Origin of the sequence: Paenarthrobacter sp. NPDC092416 (assembly GCF_044755025.1) — a bacterium.
In the GTDB taxonomy this organism is placed as follows: Bacteria; Actinomycetota; Actinomycetes; order Actinomycetales; family Micrococcaceae; genus Arthrobacter.
Genome location: NZ_JBIVQG010000003.1, coordinates 264,164 through 278,010 on the forward strand (window position 1 = coordinate 264,164; position 13,847 = coordinate 278,010).

Consider the following 13,847-nt stretch of genomic DNA (forward strand, 5'->3'; position numbering starts at 1 on the left):
GTAGACATGGGGCACGATCACAACCACTCCCATGGAGTGACAGCAACCGGTAAGCACCGAAAGCGGCTCATCGCCGTTCTGGCCATCACCATAGGAGTGGTGGGCATCCAGGTGATTGGCGCCGTCGTGTCTGGCTCCTTGGCCCTGCTGGCCGACGCCGGACACATGCTTTCGGACGCCGCAGGCGTCTTCATCGCGCTGATGGCGGCCTGGATCGCCACCCGTCCGGCGAGCGACCAACGGACCTACGGCTATCAGCGGGCCGAAGTCCTGGCCGCCTTGGCCAACGCGCTCATCCTGATCGTCATCGCCGTGGTGATCATGATCGAGGCTATCCGCCGCTTTGGGGAATCCGTCGAAATCCAGACGGACGTCATGCTGTGGGCCGCCATCCTGGGCGCTGTGGCCAACCTCGTCTCGCTGCTGATCCTGCAGGGAGCCCAAAAGGAAAGCCTCAACGTCCGCGGCGCGTACTTGGAGGTCCTTGGCGACCTCCTCGGCTCGATCGCGGTCATTGTTGCGGCCGTGGTCATCATGACCACAGGCTTCTCCGCGGCCGATCCCATCGCCTCCATGCTGATCTCGCTCATGATCATTCCCCGCGCGTGGCACCTCCTCCGCGATGTAGTGGACGTACTCCTCGAAGCCACACCCAAGGGCGTTGACGTGAACATGATCCGCGAACACATCCTGGCTGTGGACGGTGTCGTGGAGGCACATGACATCCACATCTGGACCATCACGTCCGGCGTGCCGGTTTTCTCCGCCCATGTGGTGGTGGAGGACGCTGTGCTCAACGCAAGCGGCGCAGACAGCATTCTGGACCAGTTGGGGTCCTGCCTTGGCAAGCACTTCGATACCGAGCACTGCACGTTCCAGTTGGAGCCGGTGAGCCACTCTGAGCACGAATCACACCAGCACGCCTAGCCAGCTGGCGGGTCCACCTGGACCTTCACTGTGCCCGCGGCGCCATCCACGGTAATTCTCTGACCCGTACTGATGTTGATGGTGGCATCCGGCACGCCCACCACGGCCGGAATACCGTACTCGCGGGCAACGACGGCACCGTGGGAGTTGGGTCCACCCATTTCCATGACCAGTCCCCCGGCAGTGAGGAACAACGGCGTCCAGCCTGGGTCCGTTGACGGCGCAACGAGGATCTCTCCCGGCTCCAGATGCGCGCCAACGGGGTCCATGATGACCCGAGCCGAGCCGGTCACGACACCAGCCGACGCCGGGCTGCCGGAGAGAGTCCCGGGCTCCACCCCAGCAGCTGGGCCGGTCCGGGCCGCCTCAGGCTCAGTTCCGTCCGATAGCAGGACTCTGGGGATGTGTCGACGGCGAAGCTCCCTGGCGTAGGCTTCGCGGCGATCCTCCACGAGATCGTGGAGCCTGGCTCCGGACAACGCCGCCTCCACCTCATTGAGGTCGAGGAAGAAGATGTCGTCCTGTTGGCTGATTCGCTCCGCCTCTGCCAGTTCGGCACCTACCAGCAGCAACTGCTCCCGTGCCACAGCCAGACCCAGCACCAAGTTGTACTTTGGCAGCTCCCGCATTCCGGCGAAGCGTCGTGTGCGGTCCAAGGCGGCGCGGACAATCACGGCATGTAGTGGGCTCTTGGCCCGCGCCCGGGCCACGAGCCGGGCCACGTAGTCGTCGGCCTCGCCCGCAGCACGTTCGAACTGCTGAACCGGAGCGTCTGCGGCGTTCTGCAATCTCAAATAGTTGGCCAGGACACCGACGATGTGGGTGGGATCATCCGACCATCGCGGCATGCCGAGGTCGATCTCCGCCACGGCCCGGTGTCCCCATCTGCGCAGGAACGCCGCCAACCCGGATTGCGCAACGACTGGCAGCGTTCTGGCCTGGTACTGCCTGGCCAGCTGGTCCGGTGACTGGCTACCGAAGGAGTCTGCGGACTCGGGATCTTCCTTGATCTCTATGGCGAGCCGCCAGAGTGCCAGGTCCATCTCGGTGGTCACGTTATTGGGGAGGCCGCGGAGGATCGTTTGGAGCTCATCCAGCGGCGCTTGTTTGCCCAGAAGCCGGTGAACGACGGCCAGCATGGCAAACCCCAGCCCCGGTAGCGGTAAGACGCTTGGGACGGTGCCGAAGATTTCCTCGCCCAGGATCCGCTCTATGTGGCCGATCCGCTCGTGTGCAGTGGCCTGTTCCGGAACACTCAGACGCTCCTGAAGTTCATGATTGAGCCGCTCCACCCGTTTCAGCGCCGCCTTCGGTCGGAACAGGGCCCGGATCGCTGTCTCAGGGACCCGGAACTTCAGGGCAACGGGAGCTACATGCCGAATCAGCCGGAATGGGGTCTTGATGGTCACGGAGAAACGCGGGTCATCGAACAAGCCCCGGAGGAGCATCGCGGAGCGGGCTTCCATGACGTCGAAAACCCTCGGCACGATGACCCGGCCAATGGTGCTGCGCGCCACGGCCGAGAGATCGAAGAAGATCCGCTGGCCTGCCTCGTAATAGGGCGAAGGGCCGGAACGAGGATCCGGAACGTCAAACTTGGCAGTACGGGCCACACATGAGGCTACGAGGCGGATGCCCTGCAGGCCCATGGGAGTCAACGGTCGGGTGAGGCCTTGGGCCAGGCTGAAGTTCAGGAACGCGTGTTCGCCAGGCGTCCCCGGTGTGCGGGTGGTTTGCGGGTACAAAGTTGTGATGGGCCGGGCCTGGGTGAGCCACAGTTTTCCGGTGTGGTCGATGGCCCATTCTGTGTCCTGAGGGGCCCCATAGTGCGCCTCGACCCTCTGGCCCAGCTCGGCCAGCGCCATGACTTGTTCGTCGCTGAGGCTGGGGACCGGGAGCTTCTTGGCGGTGCTGCCGGCCGACCAGCTTCCGGCCGGTCCGCTTCCACTCGGACGTTCGATCCGCTCCGTGCCACCGCCCGGAACCGACCGGATCTCCACCTTCCGGTCGCCGAGGGTCCGCTGCAGGATGAGTCCATCTTCAGCGTCCACTACGAACTGGTCCGGATTCACAGCGCCCGACACCACAGCCTCGCCGAGACCCGGACTGGCATCGATGACAGCCTCCCCGCGCCTTCCCGTCACCGGGTTGGCTGTGAACAGCACACCCGCCGTGACGGAGTCCACCATTTCCTGTACGACGACGGCGAGAGCCACAGTGGAATGGTCAATTCCATTGGTGGTGCGGTAGCTGACGGCGCGGTCAGTCCAGAGCGACGCCCAACATTGGCCAACTGCCTCAAGGACCGCCTCTACGCCCACGACGTTCAGGAACGTATCCTGCTGGCCAGCAAAACTGGCGAATGGCAGGTCTTCTGCGGTGGCCGACGATCTCACTGCAACCGGGGCGTCCTCGCCCAAGCGGCCATAGGCAGAACGCACGGCCTCGGCAACCTTCGTGGGGACGCCGGCATCAAGCACCAACGTCCGGGCGCGATCAGCGAACAGGTTCAACTCGTCAAGGTTGCCTGGCAGTACTTCGCGGAGCCCGATGAAAACTTCCTCGAGGCCCGCCGAGGCCATGGCAAACCTGTACGCATCTGTGGTCAGGCAGAAGCCATGCGGCACGGGGAGCCCCGCACCACTCAACTCGCCAAGATTCGCAGCTTTGCCTCCCACTACGGGAAGCATGTCCGCCCTGATGTGACCGATGTCCACGATGAAGTCCGGCCCGCCATCACGTAGCTGTGCTTCCGGCGAGAGACCGCCCGGCGGATGGACTTCCGGCTGCAGGCCCGGCACCCGGTCTTGTGGCACCCGGTCTTGTGACACCCGGTCTTGGGGATCAGGGCGTTCCATGGACGGCGGCCGGCTTCGGACTAAACCGCGCCGAGCATGGGACCGAAGTTGGCACGGTCTGCGAGCCGCGGATCCTCCCGATCAGGAACAACCAGCACAGGACCCTTGGCATGATGCAGGACGCCGTCCGAGGTGGAGCCCAAGAGCATTCCAGCGAAGCCGCCTCGACCACGCGTACCAAGAACGATGAGCTCCACCCCGCGACTGGCCTCCACGAGGACATCCACTGGTGAGCCGTCCTTGAGTTCGGTCTCCACCGTCAGCTTGGGGAAATGGCTCCGAAGCCACGCGACGCCTGCGTCCAGTTGAACCCGGATATCCGCAAACAGCGCATCACGGTCCAAAGGAGCGGGGACCCAGGCAAGCGAGCCGCTGTACTGCGGTACTGCACAAATCACCCGGAGTTTGGCACCCATCCGCTGCGCCTGTTCCGCGGCTTCAAGGACCGCCACGCGGGCTTGCTCAGAACCGTCCACGCCCACCACGACGACATTCTCCACGTTTCGAGGGCCGGCCTTGGCGTGCTCCGCCTTGATGTGTTTGTCCTCCGTGTTCTCGCCGAGGCGGTCAGCGCAATACAGCGGCACAGTGACGGTGGGGCATTTGGCGTGGGCCGGCAGGGCACTGCTCACTGACCCCAGCAGGCGACCGACGAATCCACCGCGGCCGCGGCTGCCAAAGACCAGGAGTGCGGCATCCGCGGACAGATCCAGCAGGACACCGGAGGCGTCGCCGTTCTCCACTGAAGCATCGACGTCGATGGCGTAGCCGGAGACCTTTTCCATGGCCTGCTTGACGATTGCTTCGGCGCCCTCCCGAATCACGGAGTCATCAACCGTGGCGTAGCCGCCATCCAGCCCTGAGGCCGCAAAGATCGGCACCGAGTACGCCGTGACGATATGCAGCGGAAGCTGGCGGCGTTCGGCTTCACGTGCTGCCCAGACAAGGGCACATTGGCCGTGCTCGGAACCGTCCACTCCAACGACGATGCCGCCTGGCGCGACGGACTCTCCTTCGCCGTCCTGTGGTTCTTCAACGTGTCTGCCGTGCTGGTCCATGGGGCCCGCCTCCTCGCACTTACTGCCTGATGTTCCGGCCATTCTGCCAGAGGATCTACCTGCCGGTTTCCCTGACAGGCAGGCTGCCCGCCTACTCGGCAGTTCCCCTTGCATTTTCCGGGGATGGAGGATCCTTGGGATTCCCCTTCCAAGCACCACTATTCTCGGTTGGCAGGGCCGAATCAAGGCGCCGTTCGGCTATGTGGATAACGGTCCGGGCTCGTTTTGGGGCACCTGAATTCGCCGCAGATGAACATCGAAAAACACGCGGGCGCGGAGGCTATCCATGGCCGGAAAAGTTCTGTAGTGTTCGATTCACCGAATGGCCGGTGAATGTGTTCCAGAACACTACCGGCCATTTATTTGCGGCCGCTTGGGGAACTCGGACGCGATCCCACGCGATGCCTCAGGGCACACACGTCAAGGAGGAACCAAGCAGTGTCACTCACGCCTGATTCCGGCACGGAACGCACCACTACCGTGGTGATCGGCGCCGGGCTGTCCGGACTGGCTGTCGCCAGTGAACTCAGCCGCTACGGCGTAGGTTCCATTGTGGTGGACGGTCTGGGAGCCTTGGCCACGACAGGACCATCCCTCCACACAGGCATGCTGCAGCGCTGCGACGCGGCCGATCCCGCTGCCATGCAGGAACGCCACGAGATCCTCCGGCACCTGCGCAACTACGCCGCCAGCCACCACCTTGATGTCCGCAGCGACACACGAGCGGTCCGCCTGGACTTCCTGGGGGCAGAAACTTCCCTTCAGCTGGGCGCAGGGCTAGGCCCAGGAATGGGCGCAGGAATGACGGGACTATCCGTCAGCTCCGCCGTCGGACCAACCGCGGGCGCTCCCGCGACCCTCACCGCCGCCCTTACCGCCGGAGTGATGCCCGGGCTCCCCGTGGCAGGCTCCCGGCAGTGGGCCGTCCACACGGCCACGGGCGTCCTCTTGGCCGACCACATCGTGGTGACGCGCTGCGCCCAAAGCCAGTTGCGCCGGATGCTCGCCGAACTTGGCATTTCGATAGGCCAGAATCTTGCGGCAGCCATGCGCGCCGTCGGGATGCACCTGGTGGGTGTCGGGGAACTCATTACCCCCACACCGAAGGAAGTTCTCCGGCAGGCAAAGGCGGTCGGGCAGGCTATTTCCACCAGGGTGGCGCTCCCGGCAGGCCCGGGGATCGCGATCGCTTAGCGTTTCAACTGCCGCGAATCGCATAGTTTTTTCCAGCGCCACAGTCAGCCGATTTTAAGCGCAAAGGCCGGTGCCCTCGACGACATAAGTCCTCGAAGGCACCGGCCTTCAGTTAAAACTTGGCATAGCCAATGCACGGTGGAGCCAGTGTGCATGGTCGAGCCAATGCGCGGTGAAGCTACAGCTTATGCGCCTGCACGTACGTACGTGATGGGGCCAGTGGCGGTGAGCCAGCTGATGGGGTGGATACCCGTCTGGTTCCCGTTGATGCCACCGCTGATGGCCTGGCCGTTGCCGATGTAGATGGCTACGTGGCCGGACTGGACGATCATGTCACCGGGCTGGGGGTCGCTGACAACCTTGCCGTAGTTCATGAACTGCATGGGACCGAGGTCGCCAACCGGGATACCGGCCGAGCCGAGGGCCCTTTCGACCATGGCGGTGCAGTCCTGGAAGATGCCGATCTGGGCGTATGCCGAGGCGACCATGGCTGCGTTGATGCCGCCGACAGCCGGAGCTGCAGCAGGAGCCGTGGCGGCCGGAGCGGGTGCTGCAGCCTGAACGGTAGCAGTTGCGGCAGCCGTCTTGGCAACGGGAGCCGCTGCGACGGGAGCCGGCTTCTCGATGACCGGAGCCGCTACGGAAGCAACTGCGGGACGCTCGAAGTTGACGGTGGCAGTGGATGCTGCGGTGACAACCTGGTTGGGGGTTTCCGCAACGGTCTCGGCAACGGTTGCGGGGCTGGAGTCGCGCTGAACCGGGGTTTCAGCAGCGTGTGCAGCAATGGAACCGGTCAGGACGAGGCCCGAAGCTGCAGCGATCACAGCGGCCTGGCGACCTGCGCCGGAGGCGTTGCTGGCAACAGCCTTGGAGATGGAGATGAACGGATTAGGACGTACGCTGTCCGCCTTACGACGGCCGCGAAGAATGCGTGAAGACATGAAGTAGCCTCTCCCGATGCCTGCGAGGTTAGCTGTCGGATTCGGATGGGAGTCACCCGGCCACTATCACCACCGCTGTCAGCGGAAAGCTTCGTGGCTTCACCCCAAGACACGCTCGAAAGCGGTCCAAAATGGGTTCCCTGTCTCTGCCGTAGGTTTGTCTGCGAACGGATTCCGGACTGCGGCAGAGCTAGGCAATCAGGCCGGAAGTGCCCGGTTCATGGAACAGGCACAGATACAACGGTACGTGATGATCACTTCAAAGTCACATTTGAGTAACGAGAAGTTAAGATTGGGCGTGTCTTGGTGATCATTCTGAGACCTTCACGAGTAGGCCCGCAGGCCGCTATTCGGCGGGGTTTTCACCTTCTGAATCGCCGGTTGCCGCGAGTTTCTTACGGGCAGTGACACCGAGGAAGATCAGCAGGCCCAAGGCGACCACTGCGAAGCCGACGATGCTCCACGGGAACGGCTGTGAAGCGTCCGTTGCCGGTTCGTTATTTCCCGTCCCCGGCGCCGCTGTGCCCGCCGTCGGGACGCTCGCCGACGACGCCGAAGCAGACGGTGACGCAGCCCCCGAGCCGGTGCCCGCCGTCGTGCTTCCTGCAGTGGCGGTGAACGTAAAGGTGCCTTCGATGGGGTGCGAGTCGGAGCTGACCACGCGCCACACAACAGTGAATTCGCCCGCCGGAGCGCCTGGGCGGAGCTTCTGCGTCACCACGTTGTCCACGATCTCGACGGCGCCGTCCGCCCAGTTTTCGCCGCCAGCCGTAACAGTGACGCCCGAGCCGATAGCCAGCGGGCGGTTGCTGAACGTAATCGATACCGACGCCGGTACTTCCGCCACTGTGGCACCGTTCGCCGGAGCCGTGGACTCGGCGACGTCGTGGGCAGACGCCGGAGCGGCAGCAAACAGCACCGCGGTTGCGAAGGTGAGAGCGGCGACTATGGCGGCCAGAAGCGGGCGGATGTTACGCATGGGGCGATGACTCCTAGTGTTGGCTTCCTTACAGACTAGGCGAATCTCCCGGACGAGCCCTCCGGGAGGCATAGGATTTGAGAGCAAACTCCCCCGATCCCCGGAGACCTTCATGCTTAAACAAGGTTCTGCAATCGACCGCTACTTCAAGATTTCCGAGCGCGGATCCACGTATTCGCGGGAAATCCGTGGCGGCTTCGCGACCTTCTTCGCCATGAGCTACATCGTGGTCCTCAACCCATTGATCCTCTCCGGGGCGGACTCGAGCGGAGCATCCCTGGGCTTCACAGCAGTGGCGGCGACAACGGCGTTCGTCGCAGGCATCCTGACCATCCTCATGGGCGCCTGGGCCAAGCACCCTTTTGCCGTGGCCACCGGCCTTGGGGTCAATGCGTTCGTCGCCGTGACGGTTGCTTCCCACCCCGAACTGACCTGGCCGGACATGATGGGGCTCGTGGTGCTCTCCGGCGTCACCATGCTGATCCTGGTCCTCACCGGCTTCCGGACCGCCGTGTTCAAGGCCGTCCCCGAAGCGCTCAAGACGGCGATCGTGGTGGGCATCGGCTTGTTCATCGCGCTGATCGGCCTGGTCAACGCAGGCTTCGTCCGCCGCATCCCCGACGCCGCGGGCACCACCGTTCCATTGGGCTTGGGCGTGGACGGAAAACTCATGGGTTGGCCGACGCTCGTGTTTGCAGTTGGCCTGATCCTGACCATCGCCCTGGTGGTCAGGAAGGTCCGCGGCGCGATTCTGATTGGCATCGTTGTTTCCACAGCGCTGGCGGCCGTCCTCGAATTCACCTTGCACATCGGTCCGAGCTTTGACGGCACCAAGGTCAACCCGCGCGGCTGGTCCCTCGTGGCGCCGACCTTGTCCGAATGGGGCGCACCGGACCTTTCCCTGATCGGCAAAGCGAACCCCTTCGGCGCGTTCGAACACCTCGGATTCGTTGCTGCTACGTTGCTGGCGTTCGTGATCCTCCTGAGCATCTTCTTCGACGCGATGGGCACCATGGTGGGCCTGGCCAACGAGGCCGGAACCGTGGACGAGCACGGCAACATCCCCAACGTTGACCGCGTGCTCCAGGTGGACGCCCTCGGCGCGATCGTGGGTGGCGGCGCGTCGGTGTCCTCCAACCAGATCTTCGTTGAGTCAGGCGCCGGGATTGGCGAAGGTGCCCGCACTGGCCTCGCCTCGATCGTCACCGGCGCGCTGTTCCTGGTGGCCATGTTCTTCACGCCGCTCATCAATCTGGTTCCGTTCGAGGCCGTCGCCCCGGCGCTGGTGGTTGTGGGCTTCATGATGGTTTCCCAGGTGGGCAAAATCGATTGGCAGGACTGGGGCGTCGGCATCCCGGCATTCCTCACCATCGCGCTCATGCCGTTCACCTACTCCATCGCCAACGGCCTCGGCGCGGGCTTCATCTCCTACGTCCTGATCCGCACCTTCCAGGGCCGCGCCCGCGAAGTCCACCCGCTGATGTGGGCCGTGGCTGCTGCGTTCCTGTTGTTCTTCGGCATCGGGACCGTGGAGGAGCTGCTCGGCGTCAAGTAGTCCTTCCGCCGAGCCAGCTTGCGTGAGTCCGGGATTTCGGACACCCGACGGCTGCTTTGGCTGTTTTTCAGGCAATGGTTCATGTGTGCTTGAAGTATGAAAACCAGCGCCTTCACTGTTGATGTCACGCCGACACCGTGGACCGGTCGTTTCGACGGCGACGGCGACGGGCACCGCCGCTGGTGGCAGGCCGTAGCACCCCACACCTTCTCAGCGACCACCGCAGCCTTGAGGCCCGCCGTCGTGCTCGGTTTCTGCAGCGACGCCGGCGTTCGCCGCAACCAGGGACGCGTGGGGGCCGCCGCGGCTCCAGCCGCGATCCGCTCGGCGCTGGGTCCGCTCGCTTACCACCTGGACCGTGACGTGTTCGACGCCGGCGACGTGGTTGTGGAGGACGACTCACTGGAGGCGGGCCAAGAGCGTGCCGGGCGCGCCATTTCAGAACTGCTCGACGCCAGCAACCTCACGGTGGTGCTCGGCGGCGGCCACGAGACTGCGTTCGCCAGCTACCTGGGCGTGGCAGCCTCGGAGGCCGTCCGGAGCGGAAAGCGACTCGGCGTACTCAACCTTGACGCGCACTTTGACCTGCGCGATGAACCCACTCCGAGCTCGGGCACCCCGTTCCTTCAGATGGCCCACGCTGAAGCCGCCGCTGGACGCGACCTGCAGTACGCCGTCGTCGGAATTTCGGAACCGAACAACACCAGGACCCTCTTCAACACTGCGGATCGGCTGGGCGTGAAGTACCTCTTGGACGAGGACTGCTCCCTGGAAGCCGTTGAGACGTTCGTAGCGGACTTCCTGGCCGGCGTGGACGTGCTCTATCTGACCATCGACCTGGACGTGATGCCCGCGGCCGTCGCTCCCGGAGTCAGCGCACCGGCGGCCTATGGCGTCCCGCTGCCTGTGATCAGCGCCGTGTGCCGGCAAGTGGCCGCGAGCGGGAAGCTGTTTCATGTGGACGTTGCCGAGCTGAATCCGGAGTTCGACATCGACTCGCGAACCGCGAAAATTGCTGCACGGCTGGTGAACACTCTGCTCGGGTAGCGTTGCCGGGTTCAAAGGCCTGTCCTTTGCCGCCGCCCTCCGCTTAGCCTGTGTGGAGGAAAGGATGGCGATGGGTGCAGTCGCTGTGCAGGACAGGTGGGCCTGGGTAGCCGGGCCGGTAGGCGTTGCGCTGGGACTGGCTGCGCACATCCTCGCCGGTGGCAGCTCCCCCGCCATTCCCGTCCTGCTGGCCTTCGCCGCGCTGTGCGGACTGGCGGCGCAATTGGCCGCCCGCTGGTTGCATGACCCGCTGTGGTTCCTGGTGCTGGCCGGCGTGGCACAACAGTTGCTGCACTTCGGCTTCGACGCTTTTGGGGGTTCGTTCCCCGGCGTGGGCTTTCTTGATCATTTGCATGGCGCCGCTCGTGTGCCTGACGCGTTGCCCGGGGGCCTCGCCGGCGATTCGTCCGGCGGCTCCACGGGGACCGGGGCAGTTCACGCGGGTGATCTGATGCTCTACGCGCACGCCGCGGCTGCGATCCTCACGTTGCTGGTGGCTGCCGGAGTATCGAAGCTGGCGCGACGCCGGACCCGGCCGGAAGCACCCGTAAAAAGCACGCCATAAAGCGCCGTGCGGAGCGTCACGGGCAGCAACTTTGGGCAACGTTCCGTAGCCCTGCGCAAGCTCACGTAGCCCAGCGCAAGCGGGGGCAATGAACTTTGATCAGGGGTAGCAGCGGCGCCTAGTGTCGTTTGCACGTGGTGTACCCGAGAGGCCAGGGAGCTGCCTGCAAAGCAGCGCACGCGGGTTCGAATCCCGCCACCACGTCCATTGGGCCCGGAGGGGATTTCCACTGCGGGCATCGCGGGTGGCGAATTCCTCACCGCGTACTCAACAGGCAAATTCGGCGTCGAGGAGCATGAACGGACTGCAGGGCGGGGACCCGGGCAAGCTCGCCGACGCCTGAGCCCCACCCCTGAGCGGGTTGGTTGGCAGCCCTACTGGGCTGCGTCGAATCCGGCGAGCAGGCGCCTGGAGGCCGTAGCCATGTGCGAGCGCATGGACTGGGAAACCGCTGATGCATCCCCGGCGACCAGGGCATCATAAATCGCTGTGTGTTCACGCAGTGCGGCCTCGGCGTGGCCCTCGTCCGTCAGGGCACGGTCCACCCAGATCCGCAGCAAGGAACGGATGCTCTGCAGGAGTTCCTCCAGGACCATGTTCCCCGAGGCGGCGGCGATCTCACGGTGGAAGGCGGCGTCTGCCTCTACGAACGCAGCGAGGTCGTCGAGGTTCTTCTCCATGGCATCGAGGTCGGCGCGCATGCGAGCCAAGGCCTCGTCCGTAACGCGGAGCGCGGCCAGTTCAACGGCCTGAACTTCCAGCCCGCTGCGCAACTCCACCAGTTCGCGGGTCCGCGGCTCCCCCAGCATGAGCCCCCAGCTGAGCGTTCGGGGCAAAAGTTCAGAGACGCCGTCGCGCAGGTAGGTTCCCGATCCGGGACGGACGATCACAATCCCAAGAATCTCGAGCGCGGCGAGCGCCTCGCGGACGGCCGAGCGACCAACGCCGAGGGAAGCGGACAATTGCCGCTCGGCAGGTAGTCGAGTGCCCGGAGCAATGTCTCCGCTGGTGAAGTAGGCGAGGAGTCTCTCCGCTACTTCGGACACAACGGAGCCTTGCTCCATGGGGGCAAGAGCTGCCGTCATGTGGGCCGCTGCTGCGGCTGAGTTCGCTGACACCTTCACAGCGTAGCAACCGGATGACCAATCGATCCCGCGTCGAATGGCTGGAGCCGAAAACTTAAACTCATCAACCGGTTGACCAATTTAGATTCCAGTCCTATGGTTTAAATCACAAGCTTCGCCCATCGCCGGACACGCACCGGCAAGGAATCGAGTCAGCCCGACGCATCCAGTGCAGGATCCGCGGGACACCAACATCTAGGAGTCAATGTGGACACCACACAATCGGTGGTCGAAAAATCCGCAATCAAGAAGGTGGCAATCCGGCTGGTGCCGTTCGTCGCCCTGATGTTCTTCATCAACTACCTGGACCGCACGGCCATCTCGTTCGCCGGCCCCAACGGCATGAACAACGATCTGGCATTGTCCGCGGCCCAGTTCGGCTTCGCCTCCGGAGTCTTCTTCATCGGCTACATCCTTCTCGAAGTCCCCAGCAACCTGGCCCTCCACAAGTTCGGCGCCCGCCGCTGGCTGGCCCGCATCATGGTCAGCTGGGGCATCGTGTCCCTGCTCTTCACCTGGGTAGGCAACGTTGAGCAGCTCTACATCCTGCGCTTCATCCTGGGTGTGGCAGAAGCAGGCTTCTTCCCCGGAGCCATCCTCTTCCTGAGCCTCTGGGTCCCGTCCAAGCACCGCAGCAAGATCCTTGCCCTCTTCTACTTGGCACAGCCCCTCACCACAGTGATCGGCGCTCCTCTCGCAGGCGCTTTGATCCAGCAGCACGGCGTGTTCTTCGGCCTCGAAGGCTGGCGCTTCATGTTCTTCGGTGTCGCAATCCCCGCGATCATCATTGGCATCATTGCCTGGTTCTACCTGGCCGACTCCCCCGCCAAGGCCAAGTGGCTGACGTCCGAGGAAAAGACCTGGCTGACCGGCGCCCTTGAAAAGGAAAAGAAGGAAACCGCCGCCAGCAACAAGCACGTCAGTGTCCGCACCGTGTTCGGCAACGGCCGCGTCTGGATGCTCTCCCTGATCTACTTCGGCTTTATCTATGGCCTCTACGCCTTGGGCTTCTTCCTGCCGACCATCATCGCCGGCTTCGAAGGCCTCTACGGAACCAAGTTCGATGTCTTCCAGAAGGGCCTGATCACGGCCATCCCGTACCTCCCGGCCGCCTTCGCCCTGTACTTCTGGTCCAAGGACGCCACGAAGCGTGGCGTGAAGACTTGGCACATCGCACTTCCCGCGCTCATCGGCGGCGTCAGCATCCCGCTGGCACTGTTCGCGGGGTCCCCGGCAGCCACCATCGCCGTCATCACCATCACCGCCATGTCCATCTTCGCGGCACTGCCAAACTTCTGGACCGTGCCCACGCAGTTCCTCACGGGCGCAGCAGCGGCAGCAGGCATCGCACTCATCAACACCGTAGGCAACCTGGCAGGCTTCAGCGCCGGCTACATCACGGGCTGGCTCAAGGACCTGACCGGCGGCTATACGGTGCCCATGTTCGTGGTGGGCGGCTTCATGTTGCTCTCCTCGATCCTCATGGTCACCCTCAGCCGGCAGCGCAAGTCCTCCGAGGGCATCCCCGCCGAAGCCCTGGATCCCCAGGGCGCGGGACACCACGCCGAGCCGTAACCCTCCCTTGGAGTTTTCGTACAG

At 64.1% G+C, this 13,847-nt stretch carries 11 protein-coding genes, 1 tRNA gene and 1 riboswitch; of the genes, 7 read left to right on the top strand and 5 right to left on the bottom strand.

The genetic code is table 11. The features are described from left to right. Positions 1 to 6: 6 nt before the first annotated feature. On the top strand, positions 7 to 927 hold the full coding sequence (locus ACIQC5_RS09010; protein ID WP_400280635.1) for a cation diffusion facilitator family transporter: 921 nt from the start codon (positions 7 to 9) through the stop codon (positions 925 to 927). On the opposite strand, the gene ACIQC5_RS09015 is transcribed toward ACIQC5_RS09010, so the two are convergent. Both ACIQC5_RS09015 and ACIQC5_RS09020 read right to left on the bottom strand, forming a co-directional pair. Next, complete coding sequence (locus ACIQC5_RS09015; protein ID WP_400280914.1) at positions 924 to 3,617, bottom strand: PEP/pyruvate-binding domain-containing protein; 2,694 nt, start codon at positions 3,615 to 3,617, stop codon at positions 924 to 926. The two genes, ACIQC5_RS09010 and ACIQC5_RS09015, sit on opposite strands and share 4 nt — an antisense overlap. Positions 3,618 to 3,805: 188 nt before the next feature. After that, a complete protein-coding gene (locus ACIQC5_RS09020; RefSeq protein WP_400280637.1) occupies positions 3,806 to 4,843 on the bottom strand; it encodes a universal stress protein in 1,038 nt (345 codons plus the stop codon). A gap of 438 nt (positions 4,844 to 5,281) precedes the next feature. On the opposite strand from ACIQC5_RS09020, the gene ACIQC5_RS09025 reads away from it, so the two are divergent. After that, positions 5,282 to 6,037: an FAD-binding protein gene (locus ACIQC5_RS09025; RefSeq protein ID WP_400280639.1), complete on the top strand. Its 756-nt coding sequence runs from the start codon at positions 5,282 to 5,284 to the stop codon at positions 6,035 to 6,037. 185 nt (positions 6,038 to 6,222) lie between these two features. On the opposite strand, the gene ACIQC5_RS09030 is transcribed toward ACIQC5_RS09025, so the two are convergent. Then, complete coding sequence (locus ACIQC5_RS09030; protein WP_400280641.1) at positions 6,223 to 6,978, bottom strand: NlpC/P60 family protein; 756 nt, start codon at positions 6,976 to 6,978, stop codon at positions 6,223 to 6,225. 3 nt (positions 6,979 to 6,981) lie between these two features. Further along, a riboswitch (cyclic di-AMP (ydaO/yuaA leader) is annotated at positions 6,982 to 7,175 on the bottom strand. A gap of 149 nt (positions 7,176 to 7,324) precedes the next feature. Further along, positions 7,325 to 7,957 (bottom strand): copper resistance protein CopC, encoded by a 633-nt coding sequence (locus tag ACIQC5_RS09035; RefSeq protein ID WP_400280643.1) that lies wholly within the window; start codon positions 7,955 to 7,957, stop codon positions 7,325 to 7,327. Positions 7,958 to 8,069: 112 nt separating this feature from the next. Between ACIQC5_RS09035 and ACIQC5_RS09040 the strand changes: the two genes are divergently transcribed. The 4 genes from ACIQC5_RS09040 to ACIQC5_RS09055 all read left to right on the top strand — a co-directional run bounded on the left by ACIQC5_RS09040 (position 8,070) and on the right by ACIQC5_RS09055 (position 11,331). Beyond that, the gene (locus tag ACIQC5_RS09040; RefSeq protein ID WP_400280645.1) at positions 8,070 to 9,512 is read left to right on the top strand and encodes an NCS2 family permease; all 1,443 of its coding nucleotides are present in this window, start codon (positions 8,070 to 8,072) and stop codon (positions 9,510 to 9,512) included. A 96-nt stretch (positions 9,513 to 9,608) separates the two neighbouring features. Next, positions 9,609 to 10,559 carry a formimidoylglutamase gene (hutG, locus tag ACIQC5_RS09045; protein WP_400280647.1) on the top strand — a complete coding sequence of 317 codons (951 nt, stop codon included), beginning with the start codon at positions 9,609 to 9,611 and terminating at the stop codon, positions 10,557 to 10,559. Between the two features lie 70 nt (positions 10,560 to 10,629). Further along, the gene (locus ACIQC5_RS09050; protein ID WP_400280649.1) at positions 10,630 to 11,124 is read left to right on the top strand and encodes a hypothetical protein; all 495 of its coding nucleotides are present in this window, start codon (positions 10,630 to 10,632) and stop codon (positions 11,122 to 11,124) included. A 133-nt stretch (positions 11,125 to 11,257) separates the two neighbouring features. Continuing rightward, positions 11,258 to 11,331, top strand: a tRNA-Cys gene (locus tag ACIQC5_RS09055). A gap of 167 nt (positions 11,332 to 11,498) precedes the next feature. Here ACIQC5_RS09055 and ACIQC5_RS09060 read toward each other — a convergent pair. Continuing rightward, positions 11,499 to 12,242, bottom strand: coding sequence for a FadR/GntR family transcriptional regulator (locus ACIQC5_RS09060; RefSeq protein WP_400280651.1), 744 nt, complete (start codon positions 12,240 to 12,242; stop codon positions 11,499 to 11,501). A gap of 213 nt (positions 12,243 to 12,455) precedes the next feature. On the opposite strand from ACIQC5_RS09060, the gene ACIQC5_RS09065 reads away from it, so the two are divergent. Then, positions 12,456 to 13,823, top strand: coding sequence for an MFS transporter (locus ACIQC5_RS09065; RefSeq protein WP_400280653.1), 1,368 nt, complete (start codon positions 12,456 to 12,458; stop codon positions 13,821 to 13,823). Positions 13,824 to 13,847: the final 24 nt, after the last annotated feature.